We start from the raw sequence: 17,254 nt of genomic DNA on the forward strand, positions 1-17,254 counted from the left end.
ATGCCTTTATATTCGAAGTGGGTAAACAGCCTTATAACATCGAACGTCCCTGAATCGCAGCGAGCCAGGACTGAGCAATCAGCGCATGACCTGCAGGAGTTGGATGCACGCCGTCTTCGGCCCAATAGGTCATCTCGATTGTGGAGCTTGCTGCAGCGAAAATACCGTCTAACGGCACATACAGCGTCTCAAACTCACGCGACAGCTCACGCACCGCCGCAATCTTCGGATCCAGATCCTCGCGCCACTCCTTCTTATCCTCCGTGACGGGCAGCAGAAACGGTTCCATAAGAATCAATCTGGCGCCGGTATGCTCGCGGGTCTGAAACAGCAGCTCCCTATAGCCTTCATAATAAGCTTCGAGCGAAGTAGGCTCTCCCTGCCTGTATCTCCTGCCCGTCTCGTTGATGCCGACAAGAATCGAAACCCAAGTCGGATCGAGCCGTATACAATCTTCCTCCCATCGTCCCCGAAGATCAACAACCCGGTTTCCGCTGATGCCGCGATTTACAAACCGCAATCGCTTCTGAGGCTGCTCCATGCTCAACCGGGCCGCAGCCATCAGTGCATATCCTTGCCCCAAACTGCTAGGCTCCTCATAATTCCGACCACAATCGGTAATACTGTCGCCTTGAAACAACACGAGCGCATTTTGTTCGATATGTACCATGCTGTTCACGCCTCCAATTAATGAAAGTGTTCGCATTCCTGCCCCTTCATCATAACCGCTTTGCAGCATTCTTGAAACCCTAAAATTCACAATTCATGGCAAACTTTCTATACATTTAAGTTGACTAAGTGGTCTGAATTCAACTACAATTCAATAAGTATGCTTTTGGCTTAAACTATCAACAGAACAGGTGATGAAAATATGTCCGATTCACAGCAATATCAAATTTTGCTTTATTATAAATTCGTGCCGATCCCGGACCCGGAAGCCTTCAAGGATGAGCATCTGCAGTACTGCAAAGAGCTGGGCCTCAAGGGCCGTATCCTGGTAGCAGCCGAAGGCATCAACGGTACCGTGTCCGGTACGATTGAACAGACCGAGCAATATATGCGTGATATGCACGCCAACCCGCTGTTCGCCGATATGGTGTTTAAGGTCGACCCTTCCGAAGGGCACGCGTTCAAAAAAATGTTCGTTCGTCATCGTAAGGAACTCGTGACCTTCCGTGTCGAGGATGAGCTGGATCCGAACGTCATCAGCGGCAAGCGCCTGTCGCCGAAGGAATTCTTCGAGTACCTTCAACGGGAGGATGTCATCGTCATCGACGGCCGCAATGATTACGAGTATGATATCGGTCACTTCCGCAACGCCATTCGTCCGGATGTGCAGTCCTTCCGGGAGTTTCCGGAGTGGATTCGGGAGAATCTGTCCGAGCATAAGGATAAAACCATCCTGACGTACTGCACTGGCGGCATCCGCTGTGAGAAGCTGACAGGCTTCATGCTGAAGGAAGGATTCCAAGACGTTGCCCAGCTGGACGGCGGAATCGTAACGTATGGGAAGGATCCTGAAGTTCAAGGCCGGCTGTTCGACGGAAAATGCTACGTCTTTGATGAGCGCATTTCAGTTCCGATCAACCGCACCGATGAAGATATCGTCGTCGGGAAATGCCATCACTGCGGCAAGCCTGAGGACCGTTACATCAACTGCGACAACGATGCATGCCATTTGCAGCATATTTGCTGCGAGGAGTGCGAAGAGCTCCATAATAGCTGCTGCTCCGCAGAATGCGAAGAGATTGTTGCTGCAAGCCATCACGCTTCCTAAAGTTCCCGCATTTATAAGAAAAGGGCATGTCGCTTGGAATGAGCGACATGCCCTTTTTGAATATATCATATAACGAAGCATCGCTTAGGATGCTTTAAATCTCATTGTAGATGGCCAACTCAGCTTCGATGGCTGCCTTAATCTTCTCGATGCACTCCTCCGTCGTGGCTGCAAATACACGCTTGCCATTGACCAGCGCGTAAGGGCGCAGCTTGCATAGCCCGCACAGATTCATGCAATCTGCACGCAGCACGGCGATCTCGGGATACAGCTCCTCCAGGTGCTCGAGCTCCAAAGCGCTCATCAAGTTGCTGTCGCACACTTCCACGATGACGATTCCCATCGATATCACCACTATTCTATTTGACAATATATCTATTTATTATGCGACAATTGGGGCCATATTGTCAAATTCGTCCGTGGTTCCATCGAGGAAGCTCAATCCTCAACAATTGTTGATGCCGTGTCGAAATGTCAGACATTCATCCCACAAACTTTATGCTCACTCTCCATCCAAAGGACACAGAAGCTCAATCACCAATGCCCTGCTTAAGAAAAGTTGGTCAGTCAATCAGTGGATCAGAGACTCGGCTCCATCAATATAAATTTCGGTTCCGGTAATATGCGAGGCGTCGTCGGATGCCAGAAATGCGACCAGACGTGCGACCTGCTCCGGCTGGCCGGGGCCGTTCGCCAAAGGCTGATCCCCTTCCGGGTATTCGATCGGAATGGTCACTTCCTCAAGCTCCGGCTTGGCAATGGTGCTGGAATCGATATTGGTTGCAATGGCTCCCGGACAAATCGCGTTCACGCGAATTTTATAACGGGCCAGCTCCAGCGCTGCCATCTTCATGAAGGCTACCTGCCCGGCCTTGGTCGTGCTATAAGCGGAAAATCCGAAGCCTGTGAAGACCCGGTTGCCGTTAATCGAGCTCGTAATGATGATGCTTCCGCCCTTCTCCTTCAAATAAGGAATCGAGTATTTCACCGTCGCAAACGTTCCCCTCAGGTTCGTATTGATCGTTGTATCCCACTCGTCCAGCTCCATGGTCTCAATCGGAGCTTTCGTACCGTTAATGCCCGCATTGGCAAAAACGATATCGATGCCGCCCCATTTCTCCGCCGCTTGCTGGAAGCAGTCCTTAAGCGTCTCCGCTTTTGAAATATCGCAATTGCCGGTTATCGCCTCTCCCCCGGCAGTCTCAATCTGCTTACGAACCTTCTCCACCCGTTCATGATCAATATCGATCAGCAGCACGTTCGCTCCCTGCTCCGCCATCAGAAGGGCTGCAGCACGGCCGATTCCAGAGCCTGCACCTGTAACGATTGCCGTTTTCCCTTTTAATTTTTGATTCGTAGACATTGCCACACCCTCCTTAATTACGTGTTCATGTTATTACATAACCAATCGGGGCGAGCTCTGAATCCCGTCAAACGACAACCGAGGAGCCGGTTAAGGTCAGCGTAGCGTTTTGCCTGTACGAAAAAAGCGCCCCTGCAAAGACAACGAACCTTTAAGGTCCTTGCCCTGCAAGAGCGCTTATCTAACAAAATCCCAGGTATTATCCCCCAAGTATTTGAGGTGCAATTCGATCAATTTCTGCTGTTATCGGTTAAAGACCGCCGGTTTCACGCAGACCGGCTTGGATTGGGAAACGGTATAACCGGTGAAGGAAAGCTTCCCGTCCTCCGGATCTACCGTAAAGAGCACGAGGTTATTGCCGTCCCGGTTGGCCGCCACCAGATGCTTACCGCCCGGCAGCAGGCTGAAATGCCGCGGATGGCCGCCCTCGGTAGAAATATACTGAACCGGACTCAGGAGCCCGCTGTCCTGGTGAACGGAGAACACCACGATACTGTCATGCCCGCGGTTCGATCCATACACCGTCCGGCCATCGCTAGACACTGCAATTTCGGCGCAGAAGCTTTCACCTTCGAAATCGGATGGCAGCGTCGAGATCGTCTCAAGCGGCGTCAGACGGCCATCTTCACTCGAATAACGGAGTGTCGTCACGCTGGAGTTCAATTCATTAATGACATATGCGTAGCCACCGCCCGGATGGAAGGCCAAATGGCGCGGCCCGACACCGTCCTCAAGCTGGGTTTCGCCATGGAAACGAAGCTCGCCGTGCTCACTGTCTAAAGTGTAAGACATAATCTTGTCCAATCCTAAATCCTGCACGAATATGTATCGACCGTCCGGACTGTAGAATGCCGAATGCGCTCTCGGCTGCTGATCCTCCCGGACTTGGACGAGCTCGGCGTGCTTTTTCTCATCCAGCAGCTCCCCGGCCGTGCCATCCTCGTTAATCCGATGAACGCCGACCAGCCCCCCGTGATAGCTGGATACGATCAGATACGAACTCCCTTCATCCCGTTGAATATGGCAAGTGGAGCTGCTGACACTCCGAACGCGGCTCAATTCTTTCAGCTTGCCGGTATCGGGTTGAATCTCGAATGTAACGATCTCGGCTGCTTTCTTTCCTTGGTCCGATATTTCTCCGATCGCATACAGCCGCTTGGCTGCCGGATCAACATTTAGAAATGTCGGGTTCTTAATCCCGGAGACTTCATCAAGCAGCCGAAGCTCTCCGGAAGTTTCGTCAACGGCATATACGCATATACCGGTCTGATCGGCTTCGGCATAAGCGCCTGTAAAAAGTAATGTATGCTGTGGTTGTTGTTGCATAGAAGACATCTCCTCTCGATATCGGTTAGTCATGCGATTCGTCTCTGTAACATGTTAACGTCAAGGATGCGGAAAATCAAATCCCTCCGCCAGCGCCTTTTCCCTGTTTGTCTTTTGCCATACAGGGTATGTAATACTATATTCGTTTAAAGGAGGTATTCCCATGAAATCATCAACCGGCGACGAAGTGCGCAATCACCAGCACACGGAGAACGATTCCAAGGAGCAGCGAGACAAGGTGAAGAAGCATCAGGATATCGAGCCTCAGGCTGAGAACTGGAATCCTCGCGACACCATGGACTCCAACGGTCAAGATCAGAAGGATGGTTCCTCATCTTAGAGGACATATCTGCACATCGATCCGCATTACGATAAGCATCATCTGTATTTAAGGACAATGCCTAACGTGTTGAAAGGCGCAGCCATCTATAGGAGTGCAATGGTCATCTGCTGAAGAACAAACCACCGGATAAGCGTAAAATAGGGCCGCATGGACTTTCCCATGCGGCCCTTTATTTCTCAATGATGTCGCTGTCTTGGCATTAACCTTCCAACAGCAGAGATTCCGGATCTTCCAACAGCTCTTTTACGGTTACCAAGAAGCGAACCGCTTCTGCGCCGTCGACAATTCGATGGTCATACGACAATGCGATGTACATCATCGGACGATTCTCCATACGCTCTTCATCGATGGCAACCGGACGGATCTGGATCTTATGCATGCCCAGGATGCCGACCTGCGGTGTATTCAGGATTGGCGTGGACAGCAGCGATCCGAAGACGCCTCCGTTCGTAATCGTAAAGGTTCCGCCTTGCAGCTCGGACAGCGACAAGGTGTTGCTGCGGGCCTTGTTCGCAAGGTTCACGATTTCCTTCTCGATCTCGGCGAAGCCGAGACGGTCAGCGTCGCGAACGACCGGAACGACAAGTCCTTCCTTCGCGGAAACGGCAATCCCGATATCATAGAACTTCTTCACAACGATATCGTCACCGTCAATTTCAGCATTGAGCAGCGGGAACTTCTTCAATGCGCCGACAACTGCCTTCGTGAAGAAGGACATAAAGCCCAGACCGACGTCATGCTTTTCCTTGAAGGCATCCTTGCGGCGCTTACGAACATCCAGGATGGCCGTCATATCGACTTCGTTGAAGGTGGTCAGCATCGCTGCCGTGTGCTGCGCTTCGACCAGACGATTGGCGATCGTCTGACGGCGGCGAGACATCCGGGTACGTTCAACAGGCTTGCCGTATTCCGCAGCCGGCGCTTGCACAGCTGGAGCCGCTGGCGCGGACGGCTTGCTTGCAGGAGCAGCAGGCTTGCTGCCTTCCGTATGGTTCTTCACATCATCGTGATAAATGCGACCGATCGGGTCGCGGCCCTGTACCTGTTCCAGGTCAATCCCGCGCTCACGAGCCAGCTTGCGTGCGGACGGCGATGCAGTCAAATTCGAGCCTTCTCCACCGGCTTCCGGTGCAGGCGCTGGTGCCTTAGGTGCCTCTTGCGCAGGCTGTGCCGCTGCCGGAGCGGCAGCCGGAGCTTCCGCTTGCGGCGCAGGCGCGCTTGGCTTAACGCCTTCCTGTGGAGAGATTTGGCCGATGACTTCACCGATCGTAACATTTTCTCCTTCTTGGCGAAGGATTTTTTCCACAACGCCTTCAGACTCCGCGCTAATTTCCAGATTAACCTTATCCGTTTCTAACTCGAGCAGAACGTCACCGATGTTGACGCGGTCCCCTTCTTTCACGTGCCATTTAAAGATGGTTCCTTCGGTGATGGATTCGCCCATAGCTGGTACAGTAATTTCGCTCACAGCCGCTACCTCCCCAATGAGATCTGTTGATTTATAGTTTTACGATTAAGGGCAAACGTAATGATCGTCTGTTGTTCGTATGCATGTACATCCTGATATCCGGTGGCCGGGCTGGACCGTTCAGGGCGTCCGTTGTAACGAACCTCTACGCCGCTTGGCGCGATTTCGCGGATTCTTGGTTCCATAAAGCTCCAGGAGCCCATGTTCTGCGGCTCTTCCTGAACCCACAGAATTTCCTTGAGATTCGGGAACTTTTGCATAATGCGCGAAATTTCTTCTTTCGGGAACGGATACAGCTGTTCCACCCGCGCGATATGAATCCAAGAGTGATCTTCGCCCTTCTGCTTGTCAAGTGCTTCGTCCAGATCGATCGCCACTTTCCCCGAGCACAGCACGAGGCGTTCGACCTTCTTCGGCGATTGTCCGAGACCTGGCTGCTCCAGCACCTTCTGGAAGCCGCCTTCGCTAAATGCGCTAACCGGCGATGCAACGCGCGGATTGCGGATCAAGCTCTTCGGAGCCATCAGCACGAGCGGACGGGCATCGTCCGTTTCCGTCAGTGACGCTTGCCTGCGCAGCAGGTGGAAGTATTGCGCTGCCGATGTCAGGTTAGCAACCGTCCAGTTATCTTCCCCGCTCAGCTGCAAGAAACGCTCAAGTCTTGCGCTGGAATGCTCTGGACCATTTCCTTCATATCCATGCGGCAACAGCATGACAAGGCTGGATTTCTGTCTCCACTTCGAACGACCGGCCGAGATAAACTGGTCAATGATAACCTGGGCGCAGTTCGTGAAGTCCCCGTATTGCGCTTCCCAGATCACCATCGTCTCCGGCGAATACACGTTATACCCGTATTCGAAGCCAACAACCGCTGCTTCTGTAAGCGGGCTGTTGTGGATCGCAAACGATGCTTTTGCCTGCGGCAAACGGTGCAGCGGGCAGAACGTATCTCCGTTCGCGGCATCATGCAGAACCAGGTTCCGGTGCGCAAACGTTGCGCGCTCGGCATCCTGTCCGGTAATCCGGATCGGCTTGCCGTCCGACAGAATCGTCGCGAAGGCCAGCGTCTCTGCATGACCCCAGTCTACCTTCCCGCCTTCGTCAAGCGCGCTGCTGCGGCGCTCCAAAATGCGCTGAAGCTTCGGATATACCGTGAAGCCTTCAGGCCATTGCAGAAGCTCGCGGTTGATCGCACGGAGCTGTTCAGCGGATACATTGGTAGCCGTTGTCTTCTTGGAATTCTCATCGGCCGGGTTGATGCCGAGCAGAACCGAATCGACCGAATCCTTCGATTTTACGGTTTCATAAGCAGCCTTAAGCACCTCGACCACTGCGTTCTTCAGTTCGTCAGCCTGCGATTGGGACAGCACCTGACTTTCAACCAGTTTCTTCATATATAATGTGCTGACCGTAGGGTGATTCTTCACCTTCTGGTAGATCAGCGGCTGAGTCGTTTCAGGATCGTCGGTCTCGTTATGGCCGTACTTGCGGTAGCCGACCAGATCGATCAGAATGCTCTTCTTGAACTTGTTGCGGTATTCGCTCGCGAGACGGGCAGCAGCGATACATGCTTCCGGATCATCGGCATTAACGTGAATGATCGGGATTTCATAGCCTTTCGCCAGATCGCTGGCGTAATGCGTGGATCTCGAATCCTTCCCTTCGGTCGTAAAGCCGATCCGGTTATTGACGATAATATGAATCGTTCCACCGGTACGGAAGCCCGGCAGCTTGTTGAAGTTAAGCGTCTCCGGCACGATTCCCTCGCCTGGGAACGCAGAGTCGCCGTGGATCTGAATGCTGACCGCCTTGTTGACGTCCTGCTTCGGATAGCCGGCTTCGCTGCGGGTTTCTTGAGCCGCGCGCGTGTACCCTTCAACGACCGGATTAACGTATTCCAGGTGGCTCGGGTTGTTGGCCAACGTAATACGAACCTCGCGTGCCTCGTTCTTCTTCATGTAACGGTCTGCGCCCAGGTGATATTTCACGTCGCCCGTCCAGCCGTAATTCATGCCCATGGAGCCTTCGGAAGGCACCAGATGCTTATTCGGCGAATGCATAAACTCGGAGAAGATCTTGGTGTAGTCCTTCCCGAGAATATGCGCAAGCACGTTCAGACGTCCGCGGTGCGCCATGCCGACAAGGATCGAGTTGACATCCACTTCCGCTAATTGCTGGACGATTTCGTCAAGCAGCGGCACCAGCGCTTCGTTCCCTTCGACCGAGAAGCGCTTTGCTCCAACGAAGGTACGGTGCAGGAATTCCTCGAATTGCTCGGCCTCCAGCAGCTTCTTCAGCAGCTCCTTCCGTTCTTCTACGCTCAAGTTAAGCGGGAATCGTCCGGACTCTGCTTGTTGATTGAGCCATTTCCGTTCTTCTTCATCATGAATGTGGCTAAATTCATATGCAATGGTTCCAGTATATAGTTTCAGCAGCCGCTGGATGGCATCCCAACCATTCTTGACATCGCCAGGAGCCTCCTCCCAGACGATCTCGGCAGGCAAGGCCGCCAAATCCGCTTGGCTTAACTGATAGCTTTCAGGCTGAAGCAGTCGTGTATCCGTTTCTCCACCGATGCCGATCGGATCGATATCGGCGGCCAAATGGCCATAGGTTCTAATATTCCATACCAGCTTACCTGCGGCTACGCTCTTCTTAAGTAATTGCGGGTCAAGTCCTACGCCTTGTCCCTGCGAATCCGCTTTCTTTTCATTGTTTTCCAAAGCAGGGGGCGGTCCCCAGCTGGCGAACAGTTCACGGTATCCTGGTTCCACAGACTGCGGGTCTTGCAAAAACTTCTCGTACTGATCTTGAATGTACCCCAGGTTCGGACCGTGATATTTTTGCCATGGTCCCACTGCCTTACTGTCAAGGGTCTTCATCGCTGACTCCCTCCGTCAGATTATTTTGATAGTTCATGGACGGAATTTCACTTTTTACATTCGCAAAACACTTTGTTACGATTTCATTATAATACACTTGACCTCAGAACCGAAAATACCCTTTATATATAATAATGATCTAATAAACAGATGGATTTGCGTCAATTTTATGACGATTTCGGACAGCCGCTTCCAGTTCCCTGTTTCGTTTACATTTAAAGTCATTTATCTGTAAAAATATCCTCTGCCAGCCAATCCATCTGTCTGATCGGCTCCGGTCCGCTGTCCATTCCAAACATGCGAAGGAGCTGCTTCGCATTATCGGATGCATCGCCTCCCGAGTTGTTATTGAAGATAATCCAGCATTGGCTCGTCTCCTCAAGCAGCTTCAGCACGGATTCCCTCCACTGCGCAAGCTCATCTTCATTGTACCTGTACAAATAACGGACTTCCCGCCAATTCGGCTGCCCGCCCGTATGCCACCCTTTCTCGTTGCGGCCATGCATCCGAATCATGACGGCATCCTCGCGGGTTGCGGCAAGAACGGCCGGTACCGATCCGATTCCCGCCTGGGGCTCATCGGCAATGCTGTGAATCCACCCCTCGCTTCGCATGAAATCCAGCGTCTTCTCCCGGAATTCAGGTGCGAACCAGGTCTGGTGGCGAAACTCCAAGGCGACCGGCAGATCCTCCATCCACTCCCGCGTCCGTTTCAAAATGTCCACATGCTTCCGCTCGCAGCCAAACCACGGCGGGTATTGAAACAGCACCGCTCTCAGCTTGCCGGCTGCTTGAAGGACCCGGACCGAAGCCCGAAACTCGTCGAACATGCTTCTCGTGCTGGAATATTTCGATAAGGTGCCGCCCCTGGCATGGCCGGTCATGCCTTGATAGGCTTTGACAATGAACCCGAAATGGCCGGGCACCGTCTGGGCCCATTTGTCCATCTGGTCCGGGGAGGGAATCGCGTAGAACGAGTTGTCCATCTCCACGATCGGAAAATGCCGTGCGTACATGCCCAGCCGATCGGAAGCCTTCGCTCCATCATCGTACAGCTTCTCGTGGTCTCCCCAGCCGGACAGGCCGATCTGGATTCTTCGCTCGATTTGTTCTTCCTTTACCATAGCCATCCTCTCACTTGCATCATCTGCATCCACCAAGGACTCATATTTATTAACCCGATACGTCCGGAATTAAAAGCCTGCAACCGAATCACTCACCATCAGTATATGACTGAATCTTCTTTATGTACGGTCATAGAACACATGTCCCGCATCCAAGCGGCCTTCGGCAACCCGAATGATGCCGTGCGAATATTGAGGCTGTCTTCGCTTATCCGTCGGAGAGCCGGGATTGAAGAGCAACGTGCCCCGAACCGACTCCATATACGGAATATGGGAGTGACCGAATACGATCATATCCACGTTGCTTCCCTCAAATGCCTTCAGCGCGCGTCCTGGCGTCGTCCCGCCTTTTCCGTGTCCATGCACAATTCCGATCCGATGACCAAGAACCTCAACGATCTTCTGGTATCCCAGCTTCGAAATAACTTCCTCCGGATCTGTATTGCCGGCTACGCCTTCGACCGGAGCATAGCGGCTGAGCTGTTCATAGACATTCCAGCTCGACCAATCGCCCGCATGCAAAATAAGCTGCGCTTCCTTCAAGTCCTCCAACAACCGAGAGGGCAGCTGCTTGCTTCGCATGGGTATATGGGTATCCGATACCACGACGATTTTGTAAGGCCTGCTCATGATTTCCCTCCTCTTCACTGCCGGTTCGATCCCTTTACGGTATCGAAGGCATCGCTACCTACTATCCTAGCAAAAACCGCTGCTGAATCAAAATAATCGGCAAAAGTTAAAACGGCCCCCACGTTTTCAGGTCAGCCGTTTGATTCGTTTTTTTCAAATGAATGTTCTTAGATGGGCATTCCCGTGAATAGAATGGTACGAGCCATCTTCTGTACAAGCCATATGAAAATTCAGGTACCGTAATAGGGGAGGAAATCGTTGTCATGAGCATGATATTCAGCTATATCCTATTGGGACTCTCGCTCTCTGCGCCGCTTGGTCCTATTAATGCAGCCCAGCTCGACCAAGGGATCAAAAAAGGGTTCTGGCATGCCTGGATGTTTGGAATCGGTGCCGTGCTGGCGGATATCCTGTACATGATTCTCGTCTATTTGGGCGTCGTTCATTTCCTGAGCACCCCCTTCATGCAGACATTCCTGTGGCTGTTCGGTGCATTCGTGCTCATCTATACAGGCGTAGAAAGCATCATCAATGCAAGGAAGGTAACAATCAGTTCAACGAGCGGCGGAGAATCGGTTATGAAAACGCTGGTCTCCGGCTTCCTGATGTCCGTCTCCAATCCGATGACCATTCTGTTCTGGCTCGGGATCTACGGCTCCATTCTGGCAAAGACGGCGGCCGATAATGGTACAGGCCAGCTGTTCGTCTACAGTATTGCCGTCATTTCAGGAGTCGTCTTGTGGGATTTCTTCATGGCCATGGTGAGCAGCATGTTCCGAAAATATTTAAGCCAAAGAGCAATATCGGTAATTTCCGTGCTCTCTGGCCTCTCATTGGTTGTATTCGGTTTGTATTTCGGGATTCGTGCGGTGTCGCTGCTGTATCCCGTGCTGTTCTAACGGGCAGGCTTCGGACGCAGCTTGGGCTTGCCCGCCTTCTTGGATTCTTGGGCGGATTTCTTCCAAACCCTCTGCATGAACAATACGACGATGCCGATCATGACAATAAAGCCGAAGCTGATCCACAGCCCCGGGCGGCTCGTCGGATGAAATGCGGTGCCGCTTACCCCTGCGGCGATCATCAGCATGCCGGCGAAGCGTTTGATATGCCCCCATACGGTAAGCCGGATGATTTTCCCGGCCGTAACCAGAATGAAGAACCAGTTGTACAGCAGCATTAAGCCGGCGGCAGTCGTAAGATATTCATATATTTTGCCCGGTATCAGGAGCGACAGTATGATCGACACGGCAAGCCCGGCTGCGGTTAGCGCCAGCGCGAACACAGGTGTTTTTCGCCTGGTTTTCTTTTTGGCAAATACCTTCGGAGCGTCTTGGTCCTCCGATAACGTGACCAACATGGTGGTTACGGCATAGAGCGATGCCACCATCGTCGAAAATCCTGCAATAATCAGGACCGCATTAAAGACATGCGGGACGAAAGGAAGATTATACGACCCTAATGCTACAACAAACGGGCTTTTGGCCGGAGAGAAACGGTTCCATGCCACCATCATGACGGCTAGCCCTATCGATATAATATAAACGATGGACAGCAGCAAAATCATGATCTTTCCTGACTTCGGCGCCTCCTTCGGGTTCTTTAACCGTACGGCCATCACCCCCATCACTTCGATTCCCCCAAATGCGTAAAAAGCAAAGATCAGGGATGCCCACAGCCCCCTTCCCCCTGCTGCGAAAAAATCTCCCCAGCTCGCCGGAAGCTGCGGCCTTGCCCCTCCGCGAAGCCATCCGAAGCATGCCGCAGCGGCAATTGCCAGGAACATGACAATCGCCGCAATTTTCAGAACGGCCAGCACATTCTCCAGCCTGTCAAAGCCCTTGTTGCCGATCCATATGACAAACAACCCGAGTACTGCATAGCCGCAAGCGAATATCCACATCGGGATGTCCGGAAACCAGAAGCGCGAGAAGATGGATAGCGCCGTCATCTGACTCCCCATAATCAGCACCTCCGCGCACCAGTACATCCATCCGGTCGAGAATCCCGCCCATCTGCCGTAAGCCTGCTTTGCGTATGTTCTGAAGGAGCCCGGCTGCGGGTCATCCGCCGTCATTCGTGCCAGCATATCGAATACGAGATACGTGGCGCAGGCGGCTATCACGATCGAGATGAGAAACGCCGGCCCGCCAACCCGGATACCAAGCGCCGATCCAAGGAAATAACCTGTCCCGATAGTCGATGCTACGCCTAAGAGGGATAGCTGCCACCATTTCAACGTGCCTTTTCTGTTTCTTGACTTCCTTCCTCTGCTCACACAAGCATCCCCCAATCTTGTAGTCCTACAAAAGCTTACCTTATTATGCAGGGTTGCGAATGGCTTTATGTACCGGGCGCTCGCCCTATTTATGGCTTCCAAGAGGGTCAGCCTATTGACGTTTTTCCCCCTCCATGATTGGATGAGATCGCATATTTTGGGTATTTCCCGAGAACTCTAAGCCGTATAAAAGCCGGTAAGGAGGATGAGCATGTCAGGGGGAAGCGGAATTCCAACGAATCAGGCATTTATGATGATGATGCTAACAGCCGGCTTGACGAACCACGTCATGATCATTCCGGTGCTCATTGAAACATCGGGGCGGGACGCCTGGATCACGATTCTTGTTTCCGCCGTTTTGTTTCTTCCATGGGTGCTTCTGATTTACGGCATTATCCGTAAGCTTGGAGACCGCACCATCCGGCAGGCGATCGATGAGAGCAGCGGCAAGGGTGCACGAATGGTTATCATGGGCATGTCGGCTTTGTACTTCATCTCGTTTGCCTTTTACACGCTCAAGGAAGTGATCGACTGGACGAAATCCACCTATTTGCTGCAGACTCCCGTCATCGCCACGTCCCTGATTCTGGTCTTGCTATGTCTGGTAACCGCGCGACAAGGATTACGGACAGTCGGCATCTCTGCGGGAATTCTGCTGCCCATCGTCGTACTTCTTGGCATATTTGTATCCGTTGCAAATTTTAAAGTGAAGAACTACCACTATCTGATGCCGGTACTTGAGCATGGCTTCACCCCGGTCCTCAAGGGTCTGCCGGTCATGTTCGGGGGGCTGTCGCAGTTTATATTGATCCTGTTTCTTCGGCCGTATCTTCAGAAAAAGCCTCGTTTCCTGACGGTGCTTGCGATTCACGCCGTACTAGTGTTCTTGACATTCGGTCCCACGATAGGCGGCATTGCGGAATTCGGACCTGAAGAGATGAAACTGCAGCGTTATCCGGCCTATGAGCAGTGGCGCCTCGTAAAGCTCGGCAAATTCGTTGAGCATGTCGACTTTCTGTCCATCTTCCAGTGGCTGAGCGGAGCCTATATTTCCATCTCGCTATCGATTTATTTGCTGTGCGAGACGCTGCTGCCGCCTTCGAAGCGAAGCGTCGGTATACTGGCAGTCTCCTTGCTAATGATCATTCTCTGCGCATCGCCCATCAGTAATCTGAAGATGTACTATGTCATGGCCGACTATTTCTTGCCGATCTCCAGCATCTACCTCACCGTACTGAGCGTACTCATGTTCCTCCTGATTCGAAGACAACCGCATCACAGCTCAGCGAAAGGAGAGAATTCTTCATGATAACCTTGGAAAGTCTACAAGAACGATTTGCCGATTGCGACGATATCCTTATTTCAACGTTCCCTGGTATCGACGATGCCAAGCAGCCTTGGGCCATATTGATCTATAACGTCTATATGAGCGACACGGCGTTGATCTCCAAAATCATTCTGCCCGTCATCAACGATAAATGGAAAGCTTGCAGCGATCAGAACAAAGCCTTCGATCCCTCCGAGCTGAAAATGCAGCTTAGCCTGGAACAAGTAACGGATGAGGATGCACTTGTAGATCATATTTTTTCAGGGGATGTAGCGCTGTATTTCCCGAGCAGCGATAAGCTGTATTCATTTAGCGCGGCGAATAATATTTCAAGATCCCCGGAGGAAAGCTCCTCCGAAACCTCGATCAAAGGCCCAAAGGACGGATTCGTCGAGGAATTGGACACCAATGTAGCCCTCATACGCAAGCGCATGAAAACGACAGATCTCGTCTTTACCGTGTTTGAGCTGGGTGACCGGAGTAAAACCTCTATTGGAATCATGTATCTCAAAGATAAAGTCATCCCTGAGACGGTGGATGAAGTTACCAAGAAGCTTCAATCGTTCAATGGGGAATCGCCTACCGGCATCGCAGAGCTGGCTGAGCATATATCTCCGTACCGGTACAGCGTGCTGCCGATGTTCGATTATACCGGCCGGCCGGATCGGGCCTATGATTCCTTGACGCGCGGCAGGTTGATCATCATCATACAGGGAAGTCCGGTCGTTCTGGTCGCGCCGGCCAGCCTCATGCAGCTTCTATTCGCGACCGAGGATCCCCAAATGCCATACTACTACGTCTTTCCATGGAGACTGCTACGGCTGCTGGGTTTTCTGATTTCCATCATGCTGCCGGGATTCTATATCACGGTTGTGTCCTTTCATCAAGACCAGATCCCGTTCCCGCTCCTAGCTACGATCGCCAATACCCGGCTCGGCCTTCCGATTCCAACCGGATTCGAAATGCTGATCATTCTGTTTCTGCTGACGCTGCTTCGGGAAGCCGGCATACGGATGCCTTCTCCGATCGCTTCAACGATTACGGTCGTTTCCGGCATCATTATCGGGGACGCAGCGATACGGGGCGGATTCTTCTCCCCGACCATGACGGTGATCGGTGCGCTGTCCTTTGTGGCCGGCTCAACCCATACCAACGAGGATTTCGTCGTCACACAGACGATTATGCGGTACTTCATCCTTGGTTTATCTGCCATTCTCGGCCTATTCGGCTTCTTCGTATCGGTATTCTTTATCGTCCAATATATGGCTCACCATCGCCCGTTCGGACAGCCTTTTCTGGCTCCCTTCTCCCCGTTCTCTTTGTCCAAGGTCGTGCGAAACCTGATGAGACTCCCTGATAAACGGAAGAAAGGCGGGGCGATATGAAGAAGCTTCTCTGCCTCTTCATCATCATGTCCGTGCTGCTTGCCGGCTGCTGGGACAACAAAGAGGTCCAGGACATCAATTATATTACCGCGCTCGGAATCGATTACAAGGAAGATCAGTATATCATCTATGTTCAGATGCTTGATTTTGCGACGATTGCCAGACAGGAAGGAACAAAACAGACCGAAACGGCACCGATTTGGGTCGGCAGGGGAACCGGAAGCACGCTCTCGGATGCGCTGATCGATCTTTACACGGCAAACCAGCAGCGGATTTCTTGGGGGCATGTGACGGCGTTGGTGCTTGGCGAGTCTGTACTGGTGCCCGAACGGTTGTCCCAAGTATTCGATATGACGAACCGGTCGCAAGAGATCCGCTATACCAAATGGATCTACGGAACCAAGGACTCGATGGAGGATCTGTTTACCGTGTCGCCTTTTTTCCAATTGTCTCCGCTGCATTCGCTGCTCCATGAGCCGCAGGAGAGCTATCGGCAATTCTCGTTCATCCGCCCGATCCAATTCGTGAACTTTATCCGTCTCTATCGTGAAGATGCGGCTACCGTCGTTCTTCCTTCCCTCCAGATTACCACGGCAAACTGGACGGAAAATTTAAAGCAGCATCCGCTGCTTGAAGTTAACGGCGCATTTTTGATACAGCATCAGACCCTGAAGGGATGGATGCAACGTTCCGATCTCGCCGGTATCCGCTGGCTCTCCACGCCCGAGACACGCGCTTCCCTGGTCGTATTTTCCGGAATCAAAGCGGCTGGCAGCATCTACCTGGAGAATCCGAAATCCGCCATTGAGATCATACGCGAAGGAGAGGAGGTCTATTACCGGATCAAATTGAACGTTGATGGAATGGTCCAAAATATTTATCAGAAGACTCGCATTGGCGAAATGAAGAAGCTAACTGAGGCTTCGCTCCGCGAGGAGATTCGGAATACCTTCCTGAAAACCGCAGCCATTCATGCCGACCCCTATCAATTAGGCCTTCAGCTTCGCCGAGCCGATCCCAAGCTATGGGACGAGCTGAGGAAAGAGAAGCGGGAAATGCATCAGGCATCGCTGCGTGAGATTGACGTTCAAGTAAGCCTTCGCTATTGGGGTCAGCGCAAAAATATAAACCGGTAAAACGGATATATATTATAGAAGCAAAAATTTAAATCTTGTAGCTTTTAACCGCTATAGAAACCCTGCACTTTTTACAAGCACAGGGTTTCTCGCATTTCATATCGGCTCTTCGCTTGAATTTCTCGCGCTTTCCCTCGCTTTCGGGATCAGCCTCAGCTTCTTACCCCAAGACTGTAGAGTGCATCAACACGCGGATTATGCATAAACTGGTGGCTGCA

15 protein-coding genes are annotated in these 17,254 nt (G+C 52.1%); 6 read left to right on the forward strand and 9 right to left on the reverse strand.

What is annotated here, in order from left to right; genetic code table 11:
- Nucleotides 1-31: 31 nt before the first annotated feature.
- Nucleotides 32-670, reverse strand: a complete 639-nt coding sequence (locus J2Z18_RS17300; RefSeq protein ID WP_210095088.1) for an SGNH/GDSL hydrolase family protein — start codon at nucleotides 668-670, stop codon at nucleotides 32-34.
- 201 nt (nucleotides 671-871) lie between these two features.
- Between J2Z18_RS17300 and trhO the strand changes: the two genes are divergently transcribed.
- Nucleotides 872-1,777, forward strand: a complete 906-nt coding sequence (gene trhO, locus J2Z18_RS17305; RefSeq protein ID WP_210095089.1) for an oxygen-dependent tRNA uridine(34) hydroxylase TrhO — start codon at nucleotides 872-874, stop codon at nucleotides 1,775-1,777.
- Nucleotides 1,778-1,871: 94 nt separating this feature from the next.
- Here the strand turns inward: trhO and J2Z18_RS17310 are convergent, their stop codons facing one another.
- The 3 genes from J2Z18_RS17310 to J2Z18_RS17320 all read right to left on the reverse strand — a co-directional run bounded on the left by J2Z18_RS17310 (nucleotide 1,872) and on the right by J2Z18_RS17320 (nucleotide 4,466).
- The gene (locus J2Z18_RS17310) at nucleotides 1,872-2,120 is read right to left on the reverse strand and encodes a YuzB family protein (RefSeq protein ID WP_028406770.1); all 249 of its coding nucleotides are present in this window, start codon (nucleotides 2,118-2,120) and stop codon (nucleotides 1,872-1,874) included.
- A 228-nt stretch (nucleotides 2,121-2,348) separates the two neighbouring features.
- Entirely contained in the window at nucleotides 2,349-3,140 is a 792-nt protein-coding gene (locus J2Z18_RS17315; protein WP_210095090.1) for an SDR family oxidoreductase, read from the reverse strand.
- 243 nt (nucleotides 3,141-3,383) lie between these two features.
- A complete protein-coding gene (locus tag J2Z18_RS17320) occupies nucleotides 3,384-4,466 on the reverse strand; it encodes a lactonase family protein (RefSeq protein ID WP_210095091.1) in 1,083 nt (360 codons plus the stop codon).
- A gap of 163 nt (nucleotides 4,467-4,629) precedes the next feature.
- Between J2Z18_RS17320 and J2Z18_RS17325 the strand changes: the two genes are divergently transcribed.
- Nucleotides 4,630-4,806 (forward strand): hypothetical protein, encoded by a 177-nt coding sequence (locus tag J2Z18_RS17325; RefSeq protein ID WP_210095092.1) that lies wholly within the window; start codon nucleotides 4,630-4,632, stop codon nucleotides 4,804-4,806.
- Between the two features lie 202 nt (nucleotides 4,807-5,008).
- On the opposite strand, the gene odhB is transcribed toward J2Z18_RS17325, so the two are convergent.
- From odhB to J2Z18_RS17345, 4 genes are all read right to left on the reverse strand, one after another.
- The gene (gene odhB / locus J2Z18_RS17330; protein ID WP_210095093.1) at nucleotides 5,009-6,277 is read right to left on the reverse strand and encodes a 2-oxoglutarate dehydrogenase complex dihydrolipoyllysine-residue succinyltransferase; all 1,269 of its coding nucleotides are present in this window, start codon (nucleotides 6,275-6,277) and stop codon (nucleotides 5,009-5,011) included.
- A 5-nt stretch (nucleotides 6,278-6,282) separates the two neighbouring features.
- A complete protein-coding gene (locus tag J2Z18_RS17335; RefSeq protein WP_210095094.1) occupies nucleotides 6,283-9,159 on the reverse strand; it encodes a 2-oxoglutarate dehydrogenase E1 component in 2,877 nt (958 codons plus the stop codon).
- A 221-nt stretch (nucleotides 9,160-9,380) separates the two neighbouring features.
- Nucleotides 9,381-10,283, reverse strand: a complete 903-nt coding sequence (locus tag J2Z18_RS17340) for a DUF72 domain-containing protein (RefSeq protein ID WP_210095095.1) — start codon at nucleotides 10,281-10,283, stop codon at nucleotides 9,381-9,383.
- Between the two features lie 120 nt (nucleotides 10,284-10,403).
- Entirely contained in the window at nucleotides 10,404-10,913 is a 510-nt protein-coding gene (locus J2Z18_RS17345) for a metallophosphoesterase family protein (protein ID WP_210095096.1), read from the reverse strand.
- A 263-nt stretch (nucleotides 10,914-11,176) separates the two neighbouring features.
- Here J2Z18_RS17345 and J2Z18_RS17350 point away from each other — a divergent pair, with 263 nt between their 5' ends.
- Nucleotides 11,177-11,812, forward strand: coding sequence for a LysE family transporter (locus J2Z18_RS17350; protein WP_210095097.1), 636 nt, complete (start codon nucleotides 11,177-11,179; stop codon nucleotides 11,810-11,812).
- Here J2Z18_RS17350 and J2Z18_RS17355 read toward each other — a convergent pair.
- Nucleotides 11,809-13,188 carry an amino acid permease gene (locus J2Z18_RS17355; protein WP_210095098.1) on the reverse strand — a complete coding sequence of 460 codons (1,380 nt, stop codon included), beginning with the start codon at nucleotides 13,186-13,188 and terminating at the stop codon, nucleotides 11,809-11,811. The two genes, J2Z18_RS17350 and J2Z18_RS17355, sit on opposite strands and share 4 nt — an antisense overlap.
- Before the next feature lie 211 nt (nucleotides 13,189-13,399).
- Here J2Z18_RS17355 and J2Z18_RS17360 point away from each other — a divergent pair, with 211 nt between their 5' ends.
- From J2Z18_RS17360 to J2Z18_RS17370, 3 genes are read left to right on the forward strand one after another with little or no spacing between them, the layout of a single operon-like run.
- Nucleotides 13,400-14,497 (forward strand): GerAB/ArcD/ProY family transporter, encoded by a 1,098-nt coding sequence (locus tag J2Z18_RS17360; RefSeq protein ID WP_210095099.1) that lies wholly within the window; start codon nucleotides 13,400-13,402, stop codon nucleotides 14,495-14,497.
- Nucleotides 14,494-15,900 (forward strand): spore germination protein, encoded by a 1,407-nt coding sequence (locus J2Z18_RS17365; RefSeq protein WP_210095100.1) that lies wholly within the window; start codon nucleotides 14,494-14,496, stop codon nucleotides 15,898-15,900. The genes J2Z18_RS17360 and J2Z18_RS17365 overlap by 4 nt, the downstream gene beginning before the upstream one ends.
- Entirely contained in the window at nucleotides 15,897-17,036 is a 1,140-nt protein-coding gene (locus J2Z18_RS17370) for a Ger(x)C family spore germination protein (protein WP_007128603.1), read from the forward strand. Before J2Z18_RS17365 ends, J2Z18_RS17370 begins: the two co-directional genes overlap by 4 nt.
- The last annotated feature ends 218 nt before the right edge of the window (nucleotides 17,037-17,254 follow it).

The sequence above is a fragment of the Paenibacillus lactis genome, assembly GCF_017873605.1.
GTDB lineage: Bacteria > Bacillota > Bacilli > Paenibacillales > Paenibacillaceae > Paenibacillus_AQ > Paenibacillus_AQ lactis.

Coding starts and splice junctions, on each gene's coding strand:
- J2Z18_RS17340 (WP_210095095.1), bottom strand. CDS start 10,283: ATGGTAAAGGAAGAACAAATCGAGCGAAGAATCCAGATCGGCCTGTCC.
- J2Z18_RS17315 (WP_210095090.1), bottom strand. CDS start 3,140: ATGTCTACGAATCAAAAATTAAAAGGGAAAACGGCAATCGTTACAGGT.
- J2Z18_RS17360 (WP_210095099.1), top strand. CDS start 13,400: ATGTCAGGGGGAAGCGGAATTCCAACGAATCAGGCATTTATGATGATG.
- J2Z18_RS17325 (WP_210095092.1), top strand. CDS start 4,630: ATGAAATCATCAACCGGCGACGAAGTGCGCAATCACCAGCACACGGAG.
- J2Z18_RS17310 (WP_028406770.1), bottom strand. CDS start 2,120: ATGGGAATCGTCATCGTGGAAGTGTGCGACAGCAACTTGATGAGCGCT.
- J2Z18_RS17335 (WP_210095094.1), bottom strand. CDS start 9,159: ATGAAGACCCTTGACAGTAAGGCAGTGGGACCATGGCAAAAATATCAC.
- J2Z18_RS17350 (WP_210095097.1), top strand. CDS start 11,177: ATGAGCATGATATTCAGCTATATCCTATTGGGACTCTCGCTCTCTGCG.
- J2Z18_RS17320 (WP_210095091.1), bottom strand. CDS start 4,466: ATGCAACAACAACCACAGCATACATTACTTTTTACAGGCGCTTATGCC.
- J2Z18_RS17345 (WP_210095096.1), bottom strand. CDS start 10,913: ATGAGCAGGCCTTACAAAATCGTCGTGGTATCGGATACCCATATACCC.
- J2Z18_RS17370 (WP_007128603.1), top strand. CDS start 15,897: ATGAAGAAGCTTCTCTGCCTCTTCATCATCATGTCCGTGCTGCTTGCC.
- J2Z18_RS17300 (WP_210095088.1), bottom strand. CDS start 670: ATGGTACATATCGAACAAAATGCGCTCGTGTTGTTTCAAGGCGACAGT.
- J2Z18_RS17365 (WP_210095100.1), top strand. CDS start 14,494: ATGATAACCTTGGAAAGTCTACAAGAACGATTTGCCGATTGCGACGAT.
- trhO (WP_210095089.1), top strand. CDS start 872: ATGTCCGATTCACAGCAATATCAAATTTTGCTTTATTATAAATTCGTG.